Consider the following 22,882-nt stretch of genomic DNA (forward strand, 5'->3'; position numbering starts at 1 on the left):
GAGGAACGGTTCCGCGACATCTTCTACAGCGACCGCTACTGGGAAGTGATGAACTACCTCGCCAGCCCGGATTTCAACGCCCAGAAGATGTGCGGCAGCCTGTGCCTGCAGCACAAGGTCAACGAGTTCCTCGACGGCTACCAGAAGGGCGATTTCGACCTTCCGGAAATGAAGGGCGAACAGCCCATGCATATCAACTTCATCTGACGCCGGAGCTGGGGAAATGACCGACGCCGGGAACGATTACAGGCTGCGCTGCCTGAAACAGATGCTGCGCATCCGTCTGGTCGAGGAGACCATCGCGCAACGTTATGCCGAGCAGGAAATGCGCTGCCCGGTGCATCTTTCCATCGGTCAGGAAGCCTCCGCCGTCGGCGTGTGCGATGGGCTGATGCCCGACGACCGTCTCTTCAGCAGCCACCGCTCCCACGCGCACTATCTTGCCAAGGGCGGGAACCTGAAGGCGATGATGGCCGAGATCTACGGCAAGCGCGATGGCTGCATCGGCGGCCGTGGCGGGTCCATGCATCTGATGGACCCAGATGTCGGCATGATGGCCAGCATCCCGATCGTCGCAAGCTCGATCCCCTTGGCCACCGGCACGGCGCTATCGGACAAGTTCGACAACAACGGCAAGGTCACGATCTCCTTCCTCGGGGACGCCTGCCTTGAGGAAGGCGTGTTCCACGAATCCGCCAATTTCGCCAAGCTGCGCGGCCTGCCGATTGTCTATGCCTGCGAGAACAATCTCTATTCGGTCTATACCAACTTGGCAGACCAACAGCCGGATCGTCCATTGACGAACATTCCAGCCGCCCACGGTATCGAGCATCGGCATGTCGACGGCAACGACCTTGAAGCCGTCCGTGAGGCAGCGCTATGGGCTGTCGAGACCGCGCGCTCCGGCAACCCGACATTCCTGCAACTCGATACCTACCGGTGGCGGGAACATTGCGGGCCGAACTACGACAATCATATCGGCTACCGGACCGAGGAAGAGTTCCAGACCTGGCACCTCCAGGATCCTCTGGAACGCTATCGCAAGACGCTTGAAGCGAGCGGGACGCTCGGTGCGGCCAGCTTTGCGGATCTTGAGAAAAACACTCAGGCAGAGGTGAACGACGCGTTTGCTTTTGCCATCACCTCCCCGCTGCCGGAACCGACCGAGGCCCTCGCCCATGTCTATGCCTGAAGCAACCAGTGCACCGGACGCACCGGTGATAAACATGGGCACCGCCATCCGCGACGGCCTGCTTGAAGCGGCGCGGCGCGATCCATCGGTGATCTTCTTCGGCGAAGGTGTCGAGGACCCGGCCGCCCTGTTCGGCACACTGAAGGATATCGGCAAACATATCGGCCACGACCGGATGATCGAAATGCCGATCGCCGAGAACGGGCTGATCGGCATCGCCATCGGCGCTGCGATGGCCGGCAAGCGCCCAGTGGTCAGTCTGCAACGTGTCGAGTTCGCCCTGCTCGCGCTGGAGCAGATCCTGAACAATGCCGCCAAGGCCCACTATGTCAGCAACGGTCGCCACAACGTGCCGCTCGTCCTGCGCATGATTGTCGGGCGCGGCTGGGGTCAGGGACCGGAACATTCGCAAAGCATGGAAGCGATCTTCGCCCATGTGCCCGGCCTGAAAGTCATCATGCCGGCCTTCGCCGAGGACGCGAAAGGCATGATCGCCGCCGCCGTCGAGGACGACAATCCGGTGGTCGTGATCGAGCACCGCTGGTCGCACTACACGACAAGTCCGGTCGAGGAAGGTTACGTCCACCGCCCGCTCGACGGCCCTCGCACCGTGCGCGAGGGCGATGGGCTGACCATCGTTGCCACCTCCTACATGACGCTGGAAGCCGTCCGCGCCGCCGACAAGCTGGCGGAAGCCGGATATCCGGTCGAGGTGCTCGACCTGCGTGTCATCCGGCCGCTCAATCTCGATCCGATTGTCGAAAGCGTAGCCCGTACCGGGCGGCTGATGACCGTCGATACCGGGTTCCGGATGTTCGGCATCGGCGCCGAAATCGCTTCCGAGGTGACAAGCCGCTGTTTCGACTTGCTGGACGCTGCACCCGTCCGCCTCGGCCTGCCGGATCACCCGACACCGAGCTCACGCGGGCTGGTCAAGGGCTTCTACCCGGATGCCGCCCGGATCGCCCGCACCGCGGCTGAAATAATGGGGCTGGACGACGCCAAGATCTCCGCCATCGAGGAAGAGATCCTGGCCGACCGCAGGGACCTCCCGCTCGACGTGCCCGATCCTTTCTTCAAGGGGCCGTTCTGATGGCCTCTGAGGCGAACGAAACCGCCAACCCGCCCACGCAGGTCCGTTATTCGCCCCTGGAACAGCAGTTCGCCGACGTCGACGAGATCTTCGACGAGCTGCGCGCGCTGGTCCGCTCGACAGACTTTACCCTCGGCAAGGTCGTCGGCGAATTCGAGGAGATGTTTGCAGAGGCCGCCGGGTCGAAATACGCCATTGGCGTCGGCTCCGGCACGGATGCCCTCAAAATTCCGTTGAAGGCGCTCGGCATCGGACCCGGCGACGAGGTCATCACCGCCGCCAATACCTTTTACGCCACTGCGGGTGCCATCTCAGAGACCGGCGCGCGGATTGTCTTTGTCGATTGCGACGATACGTTCGGGATCGACCCCCACCAGATCGAGGCTGCGATCACACCGCGCACCAAAGCGATCATGCCCGTCCATTTGGCCGGCGACATGGCGAACATGACCCGGATCACGGAGATTGCCGAAAAATACGGCCTTCCGGTTGTCGAGGATGCCTGCCAGAGCCTGCTGGCTACCGAAGCCGGACGCCCGGCTGGGACCTGGGGCATCGCTGGCGGGTTCTCCATGCACCCTCTCAAGATCATCAATGTCTGGGGTGACGCCGGTGTCATCGTCACCGACGACCCCGAGATGGACCGGATGTGCCGGCTCTTGCGCAATCACGGCCTGCGCAATCGCGATGAGATGGAAATCCTCGGCTACAATACGCGCCTCGATTCCGTGCAGGCGGTGGTCGGCAAATGGATTGTCGCCCGGGTTGAGGAGATCGTCGCCGGCAGGATCAAGGCAGCCGAGCGCTACGATGCGGCCTTCGCGGATGTGCCCGAGATCACACTTCCCGTCCGGCGTGCCGCCAAAGGCCCGGAAGAACGTTCCGTCTATCTGAATTACGTGGTTTATGCCGAACGGCGGGATGAATTACTGGCCCACTGTCACGCACACCGGGTCGACGCCAAGGTGCATTATCCGATCCCGCTCTACAAACAGGATGCCCTGCGCCATCTCGGCTATCCGGACGGCGCCTTCCCGGTGACAGACCGGCATGCGGAAACGATCATCAGCTTCCCGGCGGACCAGCATCTTTCAACAGCCGAGCTGGATTATCTTATCGGTGTGGTTCGGGGGTTTTACGAGCGCTAGGCTGCCGGACCGCCAGCGGCCTCTGTCACACTCTCGGCGCGTTCCACGACCGGGCGGCTCAGCACCCAGAGCAGTCCGCCAAGACTCGCCGCGACAATTACTGACAGCCCCCAGAGAATGGATGCTGCCAGTGCATGCTCCAGCGACATGCCGGTCATCGCGAAAATCCCGACCATCAAGCCTTCCCGCACCCCCCAGCCGCCGACGGAGATTGGCAGCAAGGTGCCGAGAATCACCAGCGGCAAAGCACCGAGCACCATCAGGAAATCGACCTCGACCGAAATCGATTGGAACACTACCCAAAGCCCGAACGCGCTGATGACATGCAGCAGATAACTCAGGCCGATGATGATGGCGGATCGGTACCCCGCCCGCCAGAGCACCCGGGAATCGCGGAGCATTGCAGCGAAAGGACGGCCAAACCGGTGATCCTCGATCATGTCCGCAATCCAGTCTGCGCTGGAAAGCCCCATCGCCAACAGGACGAGCGCCCCGCCCACCACAAGAATCGCAACAGTATCGAGAGTGGGATCCGGCGCGACCTTCGCGACTGTCACACTGGTCACGACCAGAAGTGTCAGAACGGATACAAGGCCTGCCGTGCGATCAAGCAGCACGGTGCTTGCAGCGCGGGACAGCGGCAAGCCGTGCTGGCTGACAAGCCAGATACGGACCGTATCGGCACTGAGGGAGCCTGGAAGTGCCTGGTTGAAGAACATTCCCGCCAGCAGGATTCTAAATGTCTGCCAGGGAGACAGAGGCACCCCGGTTCCCCGGATCAGCAGGAACCAGCGGCAGGCACCGATAAAGAACTGAAGGATGACAATGCCGACGACGCAGGCCAGCAGCGGAAGAGACGGCGTGAGGGCCGCGGAGAGCAGGCGCGAAAGATCCACCTGATAGATCAATGACCCGATCAAGATACAACTGACAGCAATCTTCAGAAAAAGCTTTGCTTTAGCCGTCAATACGGAACGCCCACTCCAAAATTTCTAAACCGGCTCTCTGAAACAAATGCCCCCGTGCCCAGACGATGCACGGCAAGCTATACGCCTTATCTGGTAACATCCACGGGAATTATAAAGGTAATGCCCGGAATATTGATCATAATTATGTTTTCACCACCCGGCTCAAGAATTCCTATCGGTCGGAGGATGGGCCGTGCAATCTATCAACATCAATGATTTCGGGCGTTTGCTCCGGGTATTTTCGATATGGCGACACTGGTAAAACAACCCTTCGACAGCTCCATACTTGGAGGCGCCGTCTATCGTCTGGAAATTGAAGATGAAGCGGAACTTCCGGACATACGCAAGTTCGTGCCGGAAGACGCCATCCTTGTCTCAACCCGTTTGCCGGCAACGTGGAATGCCCCGCCAAAAGAGTGTGCGTTCCGGAAAATAGAGACTCTCGTCCAACTCGCACGCGATCTCAGCGCCGAGGATCATCACGTCAGCCCGCCAAACATCAGGTTTTCAAATTCACAGGATGCGGACTCCTGCGCAAGCATCGCAGAAGCCGTTTTCCAATCGGACAGATATCACGCAGACCCGATGGTCTCTGAAAGTATGGCAAATCAGATAAAAGCCGCCTGGGCACGGAACGAGATCAATGGGAGGACAGACAAAACCTTCATCTGGGATGCAGACGGGGAGATCGCAGGCTTCAACGGCTGTCTTCTTCAGGACCGTACCATGACCGTGGATCTGATCGCCGTCTCACAAGCTCATCAAGGACAGGGGATCGGTGCGGCGCTTATCAAAGCAGCCCTTTCCCATTATGCCGGGCTGGCTGATTGCGCACTCATTGCGACACAGGACACCAATATTGGCGCTCTCGCACTGTACCGAAAACTCGGATTTGTCGAGACCTCCCGCTTCAGCACTTTTCATTACGTGCCAAAACCTATCAATCTTTGATACCTGCCATTTTGCAAAACAGTCCTCCCGCAACCTTTATTACCTCAGGAAATCAGGATCCGATTCCAGATGCGCGGAACACAACCGCTGGGGCCATCGCGTCGGCATCACCCCTTGTGTTTTCGTACCACGAACAGTTTCATCGAACTCTGCCGTGATTTCCAGGAAGCGTTTCTGCACCTCCAGATCCGGCGCCGCTTTATCCTCAACAAACCGGACCATTTCCTTGACCCCCGCGAGAACTTCCCCTGCGCTATTGTTCTCCACTCGGAGGCCTGCAAGCTTGAGCGCATTCGCAGTCGGAATTCCTGTCAGGTTCGCATGCCCCATCTCACGGTACGAAAGCCGCTCACCATCCTCCCGGACATAATGGGTAAAGATCGACAGTTCATGAGGCAAAAAGCCCCAGGACGAGATTGGATAGGCGTTGGTCACCAGGAATGGCCTGCCCAACGACTGGAATATTGAGAAGGGTCCCGATTGCGTGCAAATGCCAAATGCGCAGCCCCCTATCAGCCCGAAATCAAACGCTCGATCATGCGCTTCGTGCCGCATGGCTTCCAGATAATTCGGATCAGTAAGATCGAGTGCTGGGCTTGCGACATCGCCGATCCGGATCACCGCATACCCATTATCAAGCAGGAATTTCACTCCCTCGCGATAGGCTTCGATCGGGGTGAATCGGAACGAATGATAAGGCATATCCGGTGCGTAACCGGCATCACGAACATGCAGCACCACATAGGGGCGCGACGGGTCTGCGATCGACTGATCAAGAAATTTTTGCGCTGCATCCCGTACACTGTCAGGCACTGAAAAGAACCGGTGCGGCATGCCATTCGCCAATTGCTTGGTGAATTCCTTATATAGCGTCTGTGGGGATCTCAGATAGAAGTCATAATTCCCCACCCCGAAACCACCGGCATCGATGAAGCCCATGGTCGTCAGGATAATGTCATCGGTCTCGATCACCGTGAATTCTGACTGCAGGTACTCAAAAACCGCTGAATTAGCCGCATCCGCGCCCAGCCCGGTGACAATGACGATATCGTCATACTGTCCCCGGAACATTGTATTCAGGCACCACGGCTCGGCGATCAGGTGCCCCATCCGGCTCTGCTGGGCGAGCACATAGACGAGATACCGCTTGTTCTTGTTCTCTAGACGCTCGTCGAGGAGAGAGATCAGCCGGCCGATATGTACTTTCAAACGTTCAGGATCGGCCAGTTCCTCACGGAACACTCTGTCCCTTGGTGTTTCCTCCACGACCAGCCTCCGGTTCTCGCAACAACGTACGGACAGAGCCTAACCCGTCTGATAAAAAACGGGAATCCCTGATCCTACGCCGCCGCGGCCTTCGGGTCGTAATCGAGGTTCGAAGCCAGCCAGCGCTCGACCTCTTCCACCGTCGCTCCCTTGCGCGCGGCATAATCGGCAACCTGATCGCGGCCAATCCGGCCAAGGCCGAAATAGCGCGATTCCGGGTGCGAGAAGTAGAAGCCGGAGACGGAGGAAGCGGGCCACATGGCGTTGCTCTCCGTGAGAGACACACCGGTTGCCGTCTCGGCGTCGAGCAAGCGGAACAGTTCGGGCTTTTCCGTATGGTCCGGGCAGGCAGGATAGCCTGGTGCCGGACGGATACCGCGATAATCCTCGGAGATCAGCTGCTCATTACTGAGGGCCTCGCCGGGGGCATAGCCCCAGAACTCCGTGCGCACCCGCTCATGCATGCGCTCGGCAAAAGCCTCGGCCAGCCGGTCGCCGATCACTTTCATCAGGATCGCGTCATAATCCTCGTGCTCGGCTTCGAGGAGCTTCGCCCGTGCGTCGAACTCCTCACCCGCCGTCACCACGAAACCGCCGATATAATCGGCAAGCCCGGTCTCCAGCGGTGCAATGAAATCGGACAGCGCCAGATTCGCCCGGTCGGCGCGGCTGTGAATGCGCTGCTGGCGGAGTGTATGCAGCACGCCCTGGCGCTCGGCGCGGCTGTCGTCAGAGAACAACACGATGTCGTCCTTGTCCGCCGCCGCCGGCCAGAAGCCGACCACGGCACGTGCTCGGACCCAGCCTTCGGAAATCATCCGGTCAAGCATCCGGCGCCCGTCATCATAGAGCGAACGCGCGGTCTCCCCGACCTTCGGATCGTCCAGGATTTCCGGGAACCGGCCATGCAGCTCCCAGGCCTGGAAAAACGGCTTCCAGTCGATCCGTTCAGCCAGTTCGGCGAGATCGTAATTGTCGAAAACTTTCGTCCCGAGGAAGGACGGCTTCGGCGGCTCGTAAGAGCCCCAGTCGATCTTGGTGGCATTCTCCCGCGCCTGCTCCAGCGTCAGGCGTTTCGCCCCGCTGTTGCCACGTGCATGATGCGCCCGGATCTTTTCGTATTCGTTGGCCACTTCGCCAGCGTAATTCTGGCTGTTGCTGGCCGAGAACAGGTTGCCGGTCACACCAACCGCCCGCGATGCATCGGTGACATAAACCACCGGCCCGTCATAGTTCGGGGCAATCTTCACGGCCGTATGCACCTTGCTGGTGGTCGCCCCGCCGATCAGCAGCGGCACGCTCATGCCCTCCCGCTTCATCTCCGAAGCGACATAGGACATCTCTTCCAGGCTCGGCGTGATCAGGCCGGACAAACCAATGGCGTCGACCTTCTCCGCCTTGGCGGTCTCAAGGATCTTGGCGGACGGCACCATGACACCAAGGTCGATGACCTCGTAATTGTTACATTGCAGGACGACGCCGACGATATTCTTGCCGATATCGTGCACATCGCCCTTCACGGTCGCCATCAAGATCTTGCCGTTCGAGCGGGCCTTGCCGTCCGCTTCCTGCTCCATGTAGGGCAGCAGGATCGCCACGGCCTTCTTCATCACCCGCGCGCTCTTGACCACCTGGGGCAGGAACATCTTGCCCGCGCCAAACAGGTCGCCGACGACATTCATGCCGGACATCAGCGGGCCTTCGATCACGTCCAGTGGACGGCCGAGGGAAAGGCGGGCTTCCTCCACATCCTCATCGATGAAGTCGGTGATACCGTGAACCAGCGCATAAGAGAGCCGGCCCGACACATCCTGTTCGCGCCAGGTGAGATCCGCTTCCTTGGCCTTTGCCTGGCCCCTGAAACTCTCGGCGATTTCCAGAAGGCGTTCGGTGGCATCGTCGCGGCGGTTAAGCACCACGTCTTCCGCCCGCTCCCGCAGATCCTCGGGAATATCCTCATAGACCGGAAGCGCCCCCGCATTGACGATCGCCATATCCATGCCCGCCTTGATGGCATGGAACAGGAAGACGGCATGGATCGCCTCGCGGACCGAATTGTTGCCCCGGAAGGAGAAAGAGAGGTTCGAGAGGCCGCCGGAGACATGGGCGCCGGGCAGCTCCTTGCGGATCCGGCGCGTAGCCTCGATGAAGGCCCGGCCGTAATCGTTATGCTCCTCGATCCCGGTCGCCACGGCGAAGATATTGGGATCGAAGATGATGTCTTCCGGCACGAAGCCGACAGTCCCGACCAACAAGTCGTAGGATCTTTTGCAGATTTCGAACTTGCGATCGGCGGTATCCCCCTGCCCTTCCTCGTCGAACGCCATGACGACGACGGCAGCGCCATAGCGCCGGACCAGCCTCGCCTGCTTCAGGAACGGTTCCTCGCCTTCTTTCAGGCTGATGGAATTCACCACCGACTTGCCCTGAACGCATTTCAGGCCAGCCTCGATGATGTCCCATTTCGAGCTGTCGATCATCACCGGCACCTTGGAAATATCCGGCTCCGACGCGATCATGTTCAGAAAGCGGACCATCGCCGCTTTCGAATCCAGCATCCCTTCATCCATGTTGATATCGATGATCTGGGCGCCGCTCTCGACCTGCTGACGGGCAACATCCAGCGCGGTCTCGTAATCGCCTTCCAGGATCAGCCGCTTGAAGCGGGCCGAGCCGGTGACATTGGTCCGCTCGCCGATATTGACGAAGCGGGCGCCGGTTTCAGTCGTTACGGTTTCGTCGCTCATGCCGGCACCTCGAACGGCTCAAGGCCGGAAAGCCGCATGCGTCGCGGCGGTTTGGGAATGTCACGTGGCGGCACGTCCTTGACCGCCTCCGCAATGGCCCGGATATGATCCGGCGTGGTGCCGCAGCAGCCTCCAACGATGTTGACCAGGCCGTCACGGGCCCAGGCACCAATCTCTCCCCCGGTCTCGTCCGGGGTTTCGTCATAACCGCCGAAAGCATTCGGCAGACCGGCATTCGGATAGGCACTGACGCGCGTCTCGGCAACGCGGGAAAGCTCCGCCAGAAAACCGCGCAGCTGATGTGCTCCGAGCGCACAATTGAGGCCGACGCTGACCGGTTTGGCATGCCGCACCGAGTTCCAGAAGGCTTCCGGCGTCTGGCCCGAAAGCGTGCGGCCGGAAAGATCCGTGATCGTGCCGGAGATCATCAGCGGCAACCGGATGCCGGTCTCTTCCGCCAGCTCGTCGATCCCGAAAAGCGCCGCCTTAGCGTTCAGCGTATCGAAAATGGTCTCCACCAGCAGCAGGTCGGCACCGCCCTCGATCAAGCCGCGCGCGGCTTCCTTGTAGGCCTCGGCCAATTCATCGAAATTGGTGTTGCGGAAAGCCGGATCGTTGACGTCCGGGGAGATCGAGGCCGTCCGGTTGGTCGGGCCGAGCGCACCGGCGACAAAACAGATCCGGCCCGGCTCCGCGGCTTCGGCTTCATCCGCCGCTTTCCGGGCAAGCCGCGCGCCTTCGTAATTCAGCTCATAGACCAGGTCTTCGGCAGCATAGTCGGCCTGGGCAATAGTGGTCGCACTGAAGGTATTGGTCTCGACAATATCGGCACCGGCCTCGAAATAGGCGCGATGGATCTCCTCGACGATTTCCGGCCTGGTCAGGTTGAGGATATCGTTGTTCCCGCGCAGGTCGGAGCCATGGTCCGCCAAGCGTTCACCACGATATCCGGCTTCGTCCAGGCTGTAGCCCTGCACCATGGTCCCCATGGCACCATCCATCACGAAGATGCGTTCGCCAAGCAGGGTTTCGAAGGCTTTGATCCGGTCTTCCCGTTTCATTTACTTTTCCTTCTCCGGACCAGCGTGGTGGCCCCGAGGCTTGTTTTGATAACGCGGCGGAGGTCGCGTGGCGAGGATGACGGCAGGAAGGCGAGCCGCCCGCCCAGCATCGGGTCCTCGCACAGCGTCCGCACCGTATTGGCATCCGCCGCCGGGCTGAGGGCTACCGCCCCCTTCCAGTACGGCAAGACATGCTCCAGCAGTGCCGGAGCGGTTTCAGGGATATCGCCCGGGTTCACGCCGATCGCGGCCACCTGCATGGTCGCGGCCAGCGCGGCGGACTGGGCGAGATCTTCATGGGTCTGCGCACGATCAAACTTGCCGGGATGCAATGCCGGGCGCAGTAACAGCATCAGGGGGACCTTCTGCTCGGCCTCGGTCATGCCCCAGCGGGCCCCGTTCATTGCCGCCGCCACATGCCCGGGACGGGCCGCGACATCGATCAACACCGCATCGACGCCCCCCGCAACCTGTGCGGAGACAAGACAACGCGTGGCGGACTCGATTTCATCTTCCGTCATGAAGCCCGTGACCGGGACTCGCGATGGCAGCCGGACATCGCCGATCACCAGTACTTGATGAGCCGCTTCGTCCGCCACCGTCCGGGCCAGTTCGGCACCGAGATAACTGACGGCGAAGGCCTCATCGAACATGCGGAAACTGCGCAGGAGCTGCGGAGCGGCCCCGCCGGAATTGGTGAAAAGCACCTCGGCGCCCGCTTTCACGAAGCGCCGGTGCACCTTCATCACCAGCTTCGGGCGCTCGATATTCAGCGCCTCGACGCAGCCGCTCTTGCCGACCCAGCGCGCAAGCTGCGAGGCCGGGGCCGGAGCAGCATGCGGGATGCGCTCGCCCACTTCCGTCATGCGGCCTCCGACAGGTTCGGACGCATGCCAAGGAGATGGCAAGTGGCGAAGGTCAGCGACGGCACATTGAGGGTGTAGAAGTGGAAATCCGTCACGCCTTCCTCAATCAGACGATGGCAGAGATCGGCAGCAGTGCTGGCGGCAACCAGCTCGCGCGTTTCCGGGTCATCGTCCAGGCCCTCGAACCGCTCGAACAGCCAATCCGGCACCGAAGCCCCGCAGCGCTTGCTGAAATTCACCATCCGGCCGAAATGGCCAATCGGCATGATACCCGGCACCAACGGTGCATCAATGCCCGCCGCCGCGACCTTGTCCCGAAAACGCAGGAACAGATCGACATCGAAGAAATACTGGGTGATCGCGCGGTTGGCACCATTATCGATCTTCGCCTTGAGATTGGCGATATCCGCCACCTCTGACGGGGAGTCAGGATGCGCCTCCGGATAGGCCGCGACGGAAATGTCGAAGTCTCCGATCTTACGCAGTCCGGAGACCAGATCCGCCGCATTCTGATACCCATTCGGGTGCGGCTGGTAGCGCCCGGTATCCTGGGGCGGATCGCCACGCAGGGCGACCAGCCGGGAGATGCCAGCCTCAAGCCAGCCCCTGGCGATGCCATCGATCTCGGCCTTGTCGGCACCGACGCAGGTCAGGTGCGCCGCAGGCTCCATACGTCCGTCATTCTTGAGCTTTTGCACCACTTTCAGGGTCCGCTCCCGCGTGGTTCCGCCGGCACCGTAGGTGACCGAGGCGAAAGCCGGGCCGAGAGGGGCGAGCTTTTCCACCGTGTTCCACAGGCGCGCTTCGGCAGCTTCGCTGGAGGGCGGGAAAAATTCAAAGCTGACAGAAAGTTTCTCGGCCATCAGAGCGCCTCCGCCACAAGATCATTGGCAATTTCAATCCGGCTCTTGCCGGTCCAGATACACACTGTGAGGTCTCCACCGTCGATCCGCTCGACATCCTGGATTTCAAGGCCGGCCTTTGCGAACAGCCGCTCCACATCGGCATCGGAAAATCCGAGCCAGCGATGGGCATGACGTTCCCGCAGGTCCGTAAGGTCATGAGAGGCAAAATCGACCAGCACAAGCCGGCCTCCCGGGCGCAATACCCGCGCCGCCTCGCGCACCATGTCCGCCGGGTTGTCGGCGTAATGCATCAGCATGTTGGCCGTGACCGCGTCGAACCGGTGTGCCGGGAACGGCAGACGGTACATATCGGCATGCCGGACCTGGCAGTTCCGCAACACTTCCTGATCGAGATAGCTGCGGGCAATCGCCAGCATCTCGCGGGAATTATCGACCCCGACAGCAGCCCGGACATCCTCGCCAACAAGGCGCAGCACGCGCCCCGTTCCGGTGCCGATATCGAGCAGATCGCGCACCGGCGCGCTGAGGATACGGCGTTTCAGGCGTGTATCGACGCTTTCGTCATCGATATGCTGACCGCGCATATCTTCCCAGTTCTGCGCATTCCGGCGGAAATATTCCTCGGCCACCTGGGCGCGCTGCAGCTTGATCTCATCCAGCCTCTCCAGATCGACGGAGATGACGTCATCATCATCCGGCGTCAGATCGACCAGCATGCGGGCGAGATCCGACACGTCGCTGTCTTCGCTCATCCGATAGAAAGCGCGGCTGCCTTCCTGGTGGCGCTCCAGCAGATTGGCCTCGACCATCAGCTTCAGATGACGGGAAACCCGGGGCTGGCTTTGCCCCAAAACCTGCACCAGCTCCGTCACGGACAATTCGGCATGCGCGCACAGCATCAGAATGCGCAATCGCGTCGGCTCGGAGACGGCCCGGAGGCCCTGCAGCAAAGTTTCCATCGATTCAGCCAAACAATCCGCCCAGACACAATCATATAAAGATGTCTTTATGTTTTTATATTGTAGCCGCAAAGGAGTCAATCACCGAACGCACGCGGACGGTGCGAGCCAGCCCATATGAGCGGCATCCAAGGCTGTACGGAGAATTTACAGAAAAGCTCAGGGCCGGATTACGGCACGGCCTATATTTAAACGTTCGCCGTGCGCAGGAAAACGGCTTCCATCGCGTCGACATGCGCCGCGAAACCGTGTTTTCGCCGGCCAATTTCGTATCCGCCCTCTGCGATACGCTGACAAAGCGCCTTGTCGGTCATAAGCCGCCGGATACAGTCCGCATAACGATTAGCATCGCGGACCGGGAACAGCAGGCCGGTCTCGCCATCCACAACCGTTTCCGGTATCGGACCAAAATCGCTGGAGATGACACAGGTCTTGCGTGCCATCGCCTCCAAGATGGAGACGCTGATCAGATCGTCGTTGGTCGGGAAGATCATCGCGTCCACATGGGTGAGATAGGCATCGACCTCGGCCGGAGAGATCGAGCCCAGGAAATGCACTTGCCGAGACAGCCGCGGTGAGTTTGCGACCTTTGCCTTCAGGCGTTCGGCGAAGACGGGAGTGACGTCAGGCGAGCCCGCCATGAACACATGAACATTCGGATCGTCGAGTATGTCGAGTGCCACCAGAGTAACATCCTGGCCCTTGCGCGACGCGATCCAGCCGAGCTGCAGCAGCGACGTCGCGCCTTCCGGCAAGGAAAACGGTTTCTCGGGCTGGCCACCTCGTGGCGGGATCCCATAAGGTACGATATCCACTTGCCGCCCCTGCAGATAAGGCGCGTACAGCTCCTCCGCCTGCCAACGGGTCGGAAAGACGACGCTGTCGGCGCGCAAAAACGGCTCGGCAGGGGTCCGCCCCTTGAGAATGGACGTCAGGCCGTCCCGTGGCTCATGAACCCAGTAAAGCGTAGGCACTTTGCCAGCGATCTTGAGCACGATCTCCGCGCAGGCCAGCGTATTCGCAATAACGAGATCGTATTCCTGCGGCCGCGCTTCCCGGACGATCAAAATACCAGCCGCCTCATAATCTTGAACCAGACCGGGCGCGATCGCCGAGCTGTTCGGCCGCAATAACGTAATGTCGTGTTTGTCCGCCAGCGCCGCCAACAATCGGTGCAACAGGAGGGGCGCCCCCGAAAAATCCATGCGATGACAACAGGCGAGGATCTTCAATTTCTTTGACATCGCTCCATTACATCCCCATAGAGTCGGTCACTCCCGCTGCGGGACTTCCATTCATCCTTGGCAACAGGTCATGTTCCTAGAATATATCCAGTCCGCCTCAATGATCGCCGGGATCTTTGCAGGCATTGCAGCCTTTTTCTGGATTGCCATCACATTGGCAATTCGCCGCCTGGATCACAGCGCGACGCCTAAAACGCTGGAAGAGCGCGAAGAAGAGATGGACGATCTGATCCGCGACGACGCAAACCAGATCAGGAAGAAACGTCAGGACGGGCTGAAAGCCGCATCCTGACGCAAGCGATCTCTTTCTTCTCTCTATTCAAATCGGCCAGACCGATCCAACCAGGTCAAATCAGTCAGGTATTGCTGCCGACATCAAGTGTCCGGCCAATGGCCGTCGCGATCGGGCGCATTGCCTTCATCATGTCATCGAATTCCGCGAAAGAACTCGCCTGAAGCGGGTCCACCGCCGCATTGCGCGGGTCCGGATGCACTTCCAGCATCAGTGCGTCAGCACCGGCGGCAACAGACGCCAGCATCATCGACTTGACCCAGGGCTGCCAGAATGTGGCGTGGGACGGGTCGGTCATCACCGGCAAGTGCGTGACTTCCTGAGCTGCCGGCACGACCTGGAGGTCGAGCAGAAACCGGGAGGTTGCCCGATGCGTATGCGGCGCCACGACACCGCGCTCGCACAGCACGATCCGCTGCTCGATGCCCAGCCGGTCATGCTCAAGCGCAATATATTCCGCCGCCATCAGCCAGTCCCGCAGCGAGGAACCATAACCGCGCTTCAGCATCACCGGCATGCCCGTCTTGCCGACCTCGGTCAGCAGCGGATAGTTCTGCATGTTCCGCGTGCCGATCTGCAGCATGTCGGCATGTTTGGCGACGATCTCGATCTTGTCGATTTCCATCACCTCGGTGACGATCGGCAGACCGGTTTCCTGCTTCGCGACGGTCAGCCATTTCAGGCCGTCTTCCCGGCTCTCGAAGAATTTCGGGCTGCGATAGGGGAAGCTCAGCGGCTTGAAAGCGCCGCCGCGCAGGAAGTGACCGCCCGCGGCTTTGATCGCCTTCGCGCTCTCGACGATCATCTCTTCGTTCTCGACCGTATTCGGGCCGGCCATGACCGGGATCAGCGGGCCTCCAATTTCAATACCGCCGCAGGTAAAGACCGTCTTGTGGTCAGGCGATTTCTTGGCGACGAGCGGGATCTTCCCCGCGATATCGTCTTCGGTCAGGTCCTTACCCGGGAATTTGTTCTCTACGGCCATGGTGCGTTCTCTCCTGCTGGGAATTTTTCTTCAGCGCCCGTTCAACGTCGATAGGATAAAATCCGTGATCCGGGCAAGCAGATTGAATGGTCCGCGTGCGTCGAGATTGGCGGCAAAAGCTTTTGCACGCTGCTCGAACGCAGGCTGGGTCAGAATTGCATTGATGGCATGGTGCACATGTTCGGGCTGAAACCTGTTTCCGGACTGCAGCCCGGTCGAGAGACCTTTTTTGCCCGCGAATAACCCGTTCTTCAGCTGCTCGAAATGCCGGGGAACGATGCATTGCGGACGCCCCATTGCAAGCACCTGTTCAAGCGTGCCAAGGCCTCCGTGATGGATGACAAGTCTGGACCGCCCGACCATATCCGCCATCGATTGTGGTTGCGTGTGAATGGTCAGCCCCCGGCCGCGCCATTGCTCTCGCACAGCTTCGTTGGCATCCCTCAGGTAGATTTCACCTTTCCAGGAGCTTGCCGAGAGAGCTTCCAGCACTTTTCCCGTGCCGGCATAGGTCGCTGAGAGATACCCGAAATAATCCTGCTCCGGCTCCGTGGAAAGCGGTTTGGGCAGGGGATTCAGAGGGGAAATCTCGGTGTTTTCCCTGAACTCGGCATAAGGATCGAGTTCGGGAAGCGTCAGCACAAAATTTCTGAGCCCCTGCATGAGAGCCGGGACCCGATCCGGCACCGGCTTCGAGCGCCGGGTCTGCACTTCCTGAACCGTCGCCAGAAGGCGGGCGGGATCGACGCGGTTGGGGCTTTCCTTGAAGGTTCTGAATTCCGACCATATTCCCGGCGGCATCGTGAACCAGTCGCCGATACAGACAAACGGACGCTCACCGTAAACAGCCAGCGCGGCAGTTGGCGAATAATCGGTAACCACGATATCCGGATCGTAAGCGTCGATGATTGTGCTCCAGCACTCCACCAGCGACATCAGCTTTTCAGGCTCGATATAACCAACGGTCGCGAGCACGTCCCCGATCGAGGAGATCGGCTGCTGCCGGACATCCTGCGGCGCATAAGGCTCAACCCATGGCGCGTGGAATACCGGAAACCCGTCCCGTGCGATCACCGGGTGCGTAACCATGAGATTACGCACCGCGAAAGCACAGTCGACACCATTTTTCGCAAGCGCGCGCGCGATCGGCAGCAAGCGGCTTACATGACCAAGCCCATCACCAAGTTCCCAGGCAAAAAGGACCCGTTTCACCGTCCAGCCTTTTGGTCGCGCAATTCAGTCAGTGCCGCCCCCACGCGTTCGATCACCCCGGCCCAATCACCGGGACGTGTCTGCCGGAACAGCCGCGCGGACGGATACCAGGGGCTGTCGACACGATGCTGCAGCCACCGCCAGTCCGCATTATGGGACAGCAGGACGAAAACCGGCGCCCCCATGGCGCCGACCAGATGGGCAACAGAGGTACAGGTCGTCACCGTGACATCAAGCTGTCGCACGATCGAGACGGTGTCGGCGAAGCTCTTTATGTCCGGGCTGAGACGAATGAGAGACTTTGGAGCCTTGCTCAGGTCCGCTTCACGCGGGCCTTTCTGGAGACTGTAGCACTGGATTCCCTGCAGTCCGAAAAGCGGCGCGTAATGCTCAACCGATGAAGAGCGGATATTATCCCCGGCGAAAGCAGGATTTCCGCCCCAGACGATACCGGCGTTCAATTGCGCATCGTTCAGCCCCGGCACCGGAAACCGGTCCTTGCCGATAACATTGATGTAAGGAGCCTTCGGCAAGTCATCGAGGGTCTTTACATCGAGTACCAACGGCAGGGAAAGCTGCGCAAAGTGGCAGTCAAATTCCGGCTCAGCCCCCGGAGTTCGCGGGACCAGCTCAACCATGTCTGCATATTCGCTGTAGAGATCAATGACCTCCTCATGCGCCTCGAGAATAATGCGCCCCTTCTTCTTTCCGGCCTGAGCGTGCTTTACAGCATCCGGCACGAAGCGAAGGAATTGCAGGGCATCACCGATCCCCTGTTCAGCAATGAGAAAAAGGGTACGTCCTTCAAGCGGCTGTCCATCCCATTCGGGCTTGTCAAACTCACGCTTTTTTGTCGGAAAGGATTCCGTTTCCCAGCGCCACTCGTATTCTGCAAAACCTTCGCCGAGTTGCCCCTCCGCGAGCAGTGCCAGCGAAAGGTTCCAGTGAAACATGGCCTTCTCCGGCGCGCAGTTCAAAGCCCGGCGGAACATTGTGATCGCCCCGGCAGCATTGGAATTCTCTTTTTCGAGATTACCGAGATTGTAGTAGGCACCATCATTGTCCGGCTGGAGCAACGCTGCCCGTTTCAGAGTCTGCCGCGCTTGAGCGAATTCAAGGAGGTGCCGGTAAACCGACCCAAGGTTTGAATAAACGGCGGAAAAATCCGGCTGCCAGGCGGCGAGAAGCTCATAGGCTTTCCTTGCTCCCGGGTAGTTCTTTACCCCGTATCGCGCATTGCCGACTTGCAGAACATCGTCCCGGAACCCCGCCTTGAACTCCTGTCCCCTGGCAAGAACCCTCAGGGCGCGTTCATGCTTGCCCTGTTCCCAATAAAGTACGGCAAGATCACGCATGGCATCGAGATAGCGTGGCTTCAGATTTACCGCCGCCTCGTAATGCGTGCGCGCCGCCTCCATTTCGCCCCTGCGATAACAATAGCCTGCGGAGGAATACTGTATGATCGCATCGCTCGGTGTGGTTTTCAGGGCCACTTTCAAGACAGCGCCAAGCAAATCGCGGTCACCAAGATCCCGGGCGACGCCCACCGCGAGACGATTGAATAAAACATCGCCTCCCGCGGCCATTTTCATGCCCGTTTTGATTTTCGTACGGGCAAGGTCCTTATTCCCGCGAAGAAGGGCCCTCCGGGCCTCCAGACCGGTGTAGAGGCATGTCTTGCCCACACTGGGGGTCATTTCCGCAAGGATCTTATCCGCGTCCTCGAATTTTTTCTCGCCGAGAAGGCCGAGCACCTTTTTGGCGTTCCGGTAAAGTTTCACTCTTGTCGCGGGGTCAATCGGCTTCATGACAGGCTCAATCTTATCAAACCAAATTTCGCAAGAGCCGGCAGCGTGCGCCGCAATGGCCCCCGTTCAACCGGATCAACCCATGCCTCAAGCTGAGAAAGCGGGACCGTGCCAGCCTCGCCGAGCCGTTTCAGCAGCATTTCCGTCAAGGACGGGCTTAAACGAAACTCGGATGAAAAGGAAACGAAGGAATGGCGGGACAGGAATTCATTGGCGTCCTCGGGCATTCCGGGCGCCAATGACACCAGCGTCTCAGGAGAGAGGACAAAACTCGGGTGTGTCCGGAAAATGTCAAACGGATCGGGATACAGAGGGCTTGCGCTCTCCTTCGGTTGTCTCGGGGCCACTTCCGGCGCTGAGTGCCGAAGCTCTCTCAGCTCCAGCCAAAGCTCCTCATACGCCCGGACGATAACAGACCAGTCATAGACTTCTGCTGCCCGCCGCCGCCCGGCCTCCCCCATCCTGTGCCTCAGGGCCGGGTCTTCGGCAAGACGGACCAGGGCTTCGACGGCAGCCGCAAGATCGCTTCCCGTCGACATACAGGCCCGTCCGACGAAACGGTCATAGTTATCGCGGCCAGACTGGTAAAGATAAGCATATTCGAAGCCGTCTCCCGCGCTCGGTGTAACAGTGGGGATGCGGAACCCGGTCTCACCATCAACGATGGTATCCTTGTAACCGTCCCAGTCGCTTACCACCGCAGGCAAACCGGCCGCCATTGCCTCTATCGGGGTGAGGCCAAAGGTCTCCTGGATATTATCCGAGAGGGACAGAAAAGCGTCCGCGCCTTGCCAGGAGGCATGCACGAGGTCGTCATCCTGACCATCGACGAAATGAACTGAAGCCTTTTCCGTGTAGGCAGCCGCAGTATCCTGATAGGACTGGTAGATGATCTCGTTCGGGGCCTGCCCGGCCATCACGAAATGCACCTTGCGGTCCTGCAGACGGCAGGCCGCACCTTCCGCCGCGAGATACATCGGAACCGGGTGGGCTTTCGCATGAAAGGTGAAGCGCCCCAGGAAGAGAATGACAAAATCCTCTTCCGCCGCTCCGATATGCTTGCGCAACCGGGCACGCGCCTCCGCGTCGGCAGCGTACCGGCTGCTGTCCACGCCAAGCGGGATAATTGGCAGCTTCAGGTCGACTTTCGGTGCCACGCCAAGACGCCGCTCCAGATATTCCCCGTAATTCTCCACCGTGTGCCGGACGACATCGCGCGCGACCTGCGATGTACAAATGAGGGCATCCCATGGCTGAAGCGGGAGCAGATTATAGCGCGATAATGCTTCGATAACCCGATCAGACGACAATGTGTGGGTTATTCCGCAAAGACTGTAGGCCCGCTGGTCTCGCGTTCTCCGCTCCCAGGCAAATTCATCGAAGCCTGGTCCCGCGACCAGAAAGCACTCGGCTTCCCCTGGCTTCGCGAGCATCGAATTCAGATGACTTACATTCCGGCCCTGCAAATCGATGGCCCTGGCCATCTCGGAAAATTCCGCTGCATGCCGGCCGTTCGAAGTAACCGTGACAAACTTTTCCGCGCGGCCATGCCGGAAATAACCGGAAAGGAAACCCGCCCCCGCAGCATGGCGCCCTTTGACCCCTACCCGGTCGGCTCGATAAGCATCCGGGTGGTAATGAATAGCGCAAACAGGGATGGATGACACGTAGGACCGTCCGACAAATTGAGCACTTTGAAAACTTTAAATCAGGGCGCTGCGTTTATAGAGTATGGGAATGAGCGGGGGAAGCCCGGACTGCGGGAGATTGCCGCAGGGTATATTCTTTGAGGCTCCTCGCATGTTAATGAGACGCATTCACAATTCAACGCGACGGGAAACAGCACCGTGACGATCGCAGACACCGCCTCGTCCCCACTTCGCATCTTCGTTGGCTGGGACAGCCGCGAAACCATCGCATACGATGTTTGCGAGCACTCGCTGCAGCGCCATAGCAGTACCGATCTTGAGATCATACCGCTAAAACAGGATGAGTTGCGCGCCAGGAAGCTCTTCACGAGAGATCTCGACCCCCTCGCTTCCACCGAGTTCACCTATACACGGTTCCTTATGCCCCACCTCGCCGGGTATGAAGGCTGGGCGCTTTTTTGTGACTGCGATTTCCTTTGGACCCGCGATGTTGCGCAGCTCTTCGCGGAAGCGGACGACAGCAAGGCGATACTCTGCGTACAGCACGATTATCAGCCGACAGAGCGCACCAAGATGGATGGCAAGGTCCAGACCAATTACCCGCGCAAGAACTGGTCCAGCATGATGCTGATGAATTGCGGCCATCCGGCAAATGCGGCCCTGACACCGGAAATCGTCAACACGGAAACCGGCGCCTTCCTGCACCGCTTCCAATGGCTGGATGACGCGTTGATAGGCAGCGTGCATCATACTTGGAACTGGCTTGAAGGCTGGTACGACAAGCCATCCGACGGTCAGCCGCCGGCAGCCGTTCACTATACGCGTGGCGGTCCCTGGTTCAAGGAGTGGCAGGACGTCGATTACGGCGATCTCTGGACTGCCGAAGCGGACATGGTCAGAGCGAAAGAGACCGCCTGACCTCCCTGGTCAGGGCGGCGATCGGATCGCCCCACCCACCGCCATCATTCCGGTAAAGCGTAAGATTTGGATACCAGGAGGATTTGCTTCCGGAACGCCCCCAGAACCAGAGCGGCAGTTTCGGGAGCAATACATGGCCAGGCCGGCCAAGCGCACCGGCCATGTGAGCATTAATTCCGGATATCGAAATCGTACAGTCAAGAGCCTGAAGCAAGGCTGCAAGACCATCAAGATCGTTCCTGAGATCGGCGACCGGCGCCTCATGGAGCGAAGACATGCGCCCCTCCTCTCCTGCGGCGGCGCCATCATACTGTAGGCTCACCAGGTTAAGTCCGGGCAGGTTCAGCAGCTCAGACCAGTCATCAAGGTCGGTGGACTTTGACCAGGCCGTACGCTTGCCCCCACCGCCCCAGGCCAAGCCGGCCCACGCTCCGCCGGCAAGGGCATGCAAGCTCTCGCGTATCTCACGGCTTCGCTCCTGATCGGCACGCCACACTGGCAGCGGCGTACGGCTGTGATGGGCATCGTAAAAACGGGCAAGCAATGCAGACGGGGCATGATAATCGAAATCACCTTTGGATAGCGGATCCTCACTGTCTCGCCCAACCACATCAATCGCCGGAAAACTCCGCTTCGCCAAAGCGGCAAGTCTGGGATCAACCTCGAGCACAACAGATGCTCCCTGCGCCGCCAGCCAGTTGGCAAGCGGAGCAAAGATGATCTCGTCACCGATACCGAAATCGCCCCAGATGAGGATCCGCCGGCCTTCCGGCGGTTGCCCCAGCCAAAGGGGCGTTCCTCCAAACCGTAGCGTCCGTGCGCCAGAGTGCGGTTCGGTCCACCGGACATGATGAGCCCTGTACCCCGCCCTGCCGTCACCGGCGCCTATACGCAGGCAAGATGAAAGCCAGAGACCGTCGCGGTGCCCGGGATCAATGACCAGAAGCTGCCGCAATTCCTCCTCTGCATCGCCCCCCTCCCCGCTATCAACAAGGGCTGCCGCGAGGTTGGCCCGTGTTTCCATGGAAGCCGGCCCGGCCTTCACGGCATCGCGATAGAGCCTGACCGCTTTAACAAGCTCTCCTCCCGCATGGCATTGAGCCGCTACATTGCGCAGGGCCTCAATGAAGTCCGGCTCTCCGGGCAGAGAACAGCAAAGCGTCCGGGCAAACAGCGGCCCTGACGCCTGATCACCCGAGCTGTTCAGGATGGTCCCGTATTGGCGCAATAGAGACGGCTGACCCGGGTTCTGCACCAGCCCGCGTTTCAATACATTTATAGCGCATTTCGGTGCATTCGACCGGTGGTGCAGTATCGCGAGCGCACAGGCCAGCCCGTCCGTTAATGGCCTGGCATCAACAAAGGGCGCCACCTCGGCGGGAAGAGGAAAACCCCGGTCCGCAAGCCCCGTCAGAAGCGAGATCAGCGGAGCATCACCGGAAGGCTGCAAAAGCTGGGCCCGAATAGTCTGTTGCACCATTTGGGTGACCGGAGCGCCGGACCGGCGCGACAGGGCCAGTAAATTCTGATAGCCGGCGGGATCATCCGGACAAACCATGCAATAGCGGCACAATTCCGCCGAGGCCTGGAGGAAATCTCCATGGCGGAATGAATGGGCGGCACGCGCCTTCAGCAGTTCCTCGACCGAGGTCAAGGC

20 protein-coding genes are annotated in these 22,882 nt (G+C 59.8%); 7 read left to right on the forward strand and 13 right to left on the reverse strand.

The features are described from left to right. The 4 genes from AAC126_RS03930 to AAC126_RS03945 form a co-directional block, all read left to right on the forward strand. A partial coding sequence (locus tag AAC126_RS03930; protein WP_339850289.1) for a hypothetical protein occupies nucleotides 1-207 on the forward strand: 207 nt, incomplete at its 5' end. Nucleotides 208-223: 16 nt separating this feature from the next. Continuing rightward, nucleotides 224-1,192 (forward strand): thiamine pyrophosphate-dependent dehydrogenase E1 component subunit alpha, encoded by a 969-nt coding sequence (locus AAC126_RS03935; RefSeq protein ID WP_339850292.1) that lies wholly within the window; start codon nucleotides 224-226, stop codon nucleotides 1,190-1,192. Then, entirely contained in the window at nucleotides 1,179-2,285 is a 1,107-nt protein-coding gene (locus AAC126_RS03940) for a transketolase C-terminal domain-containing protein (RefSeq protein ID WP_339850295.1), read from the forward strand. Before AAC126_RS03935 ends, AAC126_RS03940 begins: the two co-directional genes overlap by 14 nt. Continuing rightward, a complete protein-coding gene (locus AAC126_RS03945; protein WP_339850296.1) occupies nucleotides 2,285-3,433 on the forward strand; it encodes a DegT/DnrJ/EryC1/StrS family aminotransferase in 1,149 nt (382 codons plus the stop codon). The genes AAC126_RS03940 and AAC126_RS03945 overlap by 1 nt, the downstream gene beginning before the upstream one ends. Here the strand turns inward: AAC126_RS03945 and AAC126_RS03950 are convergent. Next, nucleotides 3,430-4,401: a lysylphosphatidylglycerol synthase transmembrane domain-containing protein gene (locus tag AAC126_RS03950; protein WP_339850298.1), complete on the reverse strand. Its 972-nt coding sequence runs from the start codon at nucleotides 4,399-4,401 to the stop codon at nucleotides 3,430-3,432. The genes AAC126_RS03945 and AAC126_RS03950 overlap by 4 nt on opposite strands. Nucleotides 4,402-4,647: 246 nt before the next feature. On the opposite strand from AAC126_RS03950, the gene AAC126_RS03955 reads away from it, so the two are divergent. Then, on the forward strand, nucleotides 4,648-5,352 hold the full coding sequence (locus tag AAC126_RS03955; protein WP_339850300.1) for a GNAT family N-acetyltransferase: 705 nt from the start codon (nucleotides 4,648-4,650) through the stop codon (nucleotides 5,350-5,352). A gap of 39 nt (nucleotides 5,353-5,391) precedes the next feature. Here AAC126_RS03955 and AAC126_RS03960 read toward each other — a convergent pair whose 3' ends face one another. The 7 genes from AAC126_RS03960 to AAC126_RS03990 form a co-directional block, all read right to left on the reverse strand. Continuing rightward, nucleotides 5,392-6,618: a TIGR04372 family glycosyltransferase gene (locus AAC126_RS03960; RefSeq protein WP_339850303.1), complete on the reverse strand. Its 1,227-nt coding sequence runs from the start codon at nucleotides 6,616-6,618 to the stop codon at nucleotides 5,392-5,394. A 74-nt stretch (nucleotides 6,619-6,692) separates the two neighbouring features. Next, nucleotides 6,693-9,365 carry a methionine synthase gene (gene metH, locus AAC126_RS03965; protein ID WP_339850306.1) on the reverse strand — a complete coding sequence of 891 codons (2,673 nt, stop codon included), beginning with the start codon at nucleotides 9,363-9,365 and terminating at the stop codon, nucleotides 6,693-6,695. Next, nucleotides 9,362-10,426: a homocysteine S-methyltransferase family protein gene (locus AAC126_RS03970; RefSeq protein WP_339850308.1), complete on the reverse strand. Its 1,065-nt coding sequence runs from the start codon at nucleotides 10,424-10,426 to the stop codon at nucleotides 9,362-9,364. Before AAC126_RS03970 ends, metH begins: the two co-directional genes overlap by 4 nt. Then, nucleotides 10,423-11,292 carry a homocysteine S-methyltransferase family protein gene (locus tag AAC126_RS03975; RefSeq protein ID WP_339850311.1) on the reverse strand — a complete coding sequence of 290 codons (870 nt, stop codon included), beginning with the start codon at nucleotides 11,290-11,292 and terminating at the stop codon, nucleotides 10,423-10,425. The genes AAC126_RS03970 and AAC126_RS03975 overlap by 4 nt, the downstream gene beginning before the upstream one ends. Then, complete coding sequence (gene metF / locus AAC126_RS03980; RefSeq protein WP_339850314.1) at nucleotides 11,289-12,155, reverse strand: methylenetetrahydrofolate reductase [NAD(P)H]; 867 nt, start codon at nucleotides 12,153-12,155, stop codon at nucleotides 11,289-11,291. The genes AAC126_RS03975 and metF overlap by 4 nt, the downstream gene beginning before the upstream one ends. After that, a complete protein-coding gene (locus tag AAC126_RS03985) occupies nucleotides 12,155-13,117 on the reverse strand; it encodes a metalloregulator ArsR/SmtB family transcription factor (RefSeq protein ID WP_339850316.1) in 963 nt (320 codons plus the stop codon). Before AAC126_RS03985 ends, metF begins: the two co-directional genes overlap by 1 nt. A gap of 188 nt (nucleotides 13,118-13,305) precedes the next feature. Then, entirely contained in the window at nucleotides 13,306-14,349 is a 1,044-nt protein-coding gene (locus tag AAC126_RS03990) for a glycosyltransferase family 4 protein (RefSeq protein ID WP_339850319.1), read from the reverse strand. 112 nt (nucleotides 14,350-14,461) lie between these two features. Between AAC126_RS03990 and AAC126_RS03995 the strand changes: the two genes are divergently transcribed. Next, nucleotides 14,462-14,653, forward strand: a complete 192-nt coding sequence (locus AAC126_RS03995; protein ID WP_339850321.1) for a hypothetical protein — start codon at nucleotides 14,462-14,464, stop codon at nucleotides 14,651-14,653. Nucleotides 14,654-14,717: 64 nt separating this feature from the next. Here the strand turns inward: AAC126_RS03995 and aroF are convergent, their stop codons facing one another. The 4 genes from aroF to AAC126_RS04015 are packed head-to-tail and all read right to left on the reverse strand — an operon-like array spanning nucleotide 14,718 to nucleotide 20,142. Continuing rightward, on the reverse strand, nucleotides 14,718-15,638 hold the full coding sequence (gene aroF / locus AAC126_RS04000) for a 3-deoxy-7-phosphoheptulonate synthase (RefSeq protein WP_339850323.1): 921 nt from the start codon (nucleotides 15,636-15,638) through the stop codon (nucleotides 14,718-14,720). 30 nt (nucleotides 15,639-15,668) lie between these two features. Next, nucleotides 15,669-16,850, reverse strand: coding sequence for a glycosyltransferase (locus AAC126_RS04005; RefSeq protein WP_339850326.1), 1,182 nt, complete (start codon nucleotides 16,848-16,850; stop codon nucleotides 15,669-15,671). Then, complete coding sequence (locus AAC126_RS04010; RefSeq protein WP_339850328.1) at nucleotides 16,847-18,658, reverse strand: tetratricopeptide repeat protein; 1,812 nt, start codon at nucleotides 18,656-18,658, stop codon at nucleotides 16,847-16,849. The genes AAC126_RS04005 and AAC126_RS04010 overlap by 4 nt, the downstream gene beginning before the upstream one ends. After that, the gene (locus tag AAC126_RS04015) at nucleotides 18,655-20,142 is read right to left on the reverse strand and encodes a glycosyltransferase family 4 protein (protein WP_339850330.1); all 1,488 of its coding nucleotides are present in this window, start codon (nucleotides 20,140-20,142) and stop codon (nucleotides 18,655-18,657) included. The genes AAC126_RS04010 and AAC126_RS04015 overlap by 4 nt, the downstream gene beginning before the upstream one ends. 363 nt (nucleotides 20,143-20,505) lie before the next feature. Here AAC126_RS04015 and AAC126_RS04020 point away from each other — a divergent pair, with 363 nt between their 5' ends. Beyond that, nucleotides 20,506-21,225, forward strand: coding sequence for a hypothetical protein (locus AAC126_RS04020; RefSeq protein WP_339850332.1), 720 nt, complete (start codon nucleotides 20,506-20,508; stop codon nucleotides 21,223-21,225). Here the strand turns inward: AAC126_RS04020 and AAC126_RS04025 are convergent. Continuing rightward, on the reverse strand, nucleotides 21,203-22,879 hold the full coding sequence (locus tag AAC126_RS04025) for a hypothetical protein (RefSeq protein ID WP_339850334.1): 1,677 nt from the start codon (nucleotides 22,877-22,879) through the stop codon (nucleotides 21,203-21,205). The two genes, AAC126_RS04020 and AAC126_RS04025, sit on opposite strands and share 23 nt — an antisense overlap. Between the last annotated feature and the right edge of the window lie 3 nt (nucleotides 22,880-22,882).

The sequence above is a fragment of the uncultured Nisaea sp. genome (assembly GCF_963974195.1).
Taxonomy (GTDB): Bacteria; Pseudomonadota; Alphaproteobacteria; order Thalassobaculales; family Thalassobaculaceae; genus Nisaea.

Excerpts from the sequence above, each read along its gene's own strand:
- AAC126_RS03995 (WP_339850321.1), top strand. The coding sequence starts at position 14,462 with ATGATCGCCGGGATCTTTGCAGGCATTGCAGCCTTTTTCTGGATTGCC.
- AAC126_RS04015 (WP_339850330.1), bottom strand. The coding sequence starts at position 20,142 with ATGGCCAGGGCCATCGATTTGCAGGGCCGGAATGTAAGTCATCTGAAT.
- AAC126_RS03975 (WP_339850311.1), bottom strand. The coding sequence starts at position 11,292 with ATGACGGAAGTGGGCGAGCGCATCCCGCATGCTGCTCCGGCCCCGGCC.
- AAC126_RS03940 (WP_339850295.1), top strand. The coding sequence starts at position 1,179 with ATGTCTATGCCTGAAGCAACCAGTGCACCGGACGCACCGGTGATAAAC.
- aroF (WP_339850323.1), bottom strand. The coding sequence starts at position 15,638 with ATGGCCGTAGAGAACAAATTCCCGGGTAAGGACCTGACCGAAGACGAT.
- metF (WP_339850314.1), bottom strand. The coding sequence starts at position 12,155 with ATGGCCGAGAAACTTTCTGTCAGCTTTGAATTTTTCCCGCCCTCCAGC.
- AAC126_RS03955 (WP_339850300.1), top strand. The coding sequence starts at position 4,648 with ATGGCGACACTGGTAAAACAACCCTTCGACAGCTCCATACTTGGAGGC.
- AAC126_RS03935 (WP_339850292.1), top strand. The coding sequence starts at position 224 with ATGACCGACGCCGGGAACGATTACAGGCTGCGCTGCCTGAAACAGATG.
- AAC126_RS03985 (WP_339850316.1), bottom strand. The coding sequence starts at position 13,117 with ATGGAAACTTTGCTGCAGGGCCTCCGGGCCGTCTCCGAGCCGACGCGA.
- AAC126_RS04010 (WP_339850328.1), bottom strand. The coding sequence starts at position 18,658 with ATGAAGCCGATTGACCCCGCGACAAGAGTGAAACTTTACCGGAACGCC.
- AAC126_RS03945 (WP_339850296.1), top strand. The coding sequence starts at position 2,285 with ATGGCCTCTGAGGCGAACGAAACCGCCAACCCGCCCACGCAGGTCCGT.
- metH (WP_339850306.1), bottom strand. The coding sequence starts at position 9,365 with ATGAGCGACGAAACCGTAACGACTGAAACCGGCGCCCGCTTCGTCAAT.
- AAC126_RS03970 (WP_339850308.1), bottom strand. The coding sequence starts at position 10,426 with ATGAAACGGGAAGACCGGATCAAAGCCTTCGAAACCCTGCTTGGCGAA.